This is a genomic window from Halomonas sp. ND22Bw (assembly GCF_003011945.1).
In the GTDB taxonomy this organism is placed as follows: Bacteria; Pseudomonadota; Gammaproteobacteria; order Pseudomonadales; family Halomonadaceae; genus Halomonas; species Halomonas halophila.
The window spans coordinates 1-425 of sequence record NZ_PXWD01000209.1 but is presented as its reverse complement, the minus strand read 5'-3'; the positions used below and the strand labels follow the sequence as shown (position 1 = coordinate 425).

General features: G+C 66.1%; 1 protein-coding gene. It reads left to right on the top strand.

Translation table 11 applies throughout. The annotated features are described in order from the left end of the window. Window positions 1-222: 222 nt before the first annotated feature. On the top strand, window positions 223-425 hold a 203-nt coding region (locus CVH10_RS17715), incomplete at its 3' end, for a hypothetical protein (protein WP_146143006.1).

Here is a 425-nt window from a genome sequence, read left to right as displayed (position 1 = left end):
ACGACGACGGCGAATCGTCCTGCAGGGGAACGGCACGACGGGCGATCATCGGCAACCCTCCGCGCTTCGCGCGTGAGGGAAGGAGCTTCTGTACGCCGCAGTCGGGGCGGGTTTCGCTGACAGCGCAGGTGGTGACAAGGCAAGAGATCCGATGCGGGGAACACACCCGAACGGACGTGCACCCGGAGAGGCCAAACAACGCGTAATCGGGGGATTTTACGCATGGCCATTCGTTGCCGTTCACGTGCCGCGCATTTTTGCGCTCTGGGCGCGACCACCTTTCTGACGCCGATTGCTTTCGCCGCTGCCGCTTCGGCGCAGACCAGTTCGGAGCCGGCCGCCATGGCGCAGGAGGACGCCGGGCTGGGCGAGATCGTCGTCACCGCGACGCGCCGCGCGGAAAGCGTGCAGACCGTACCGATCTC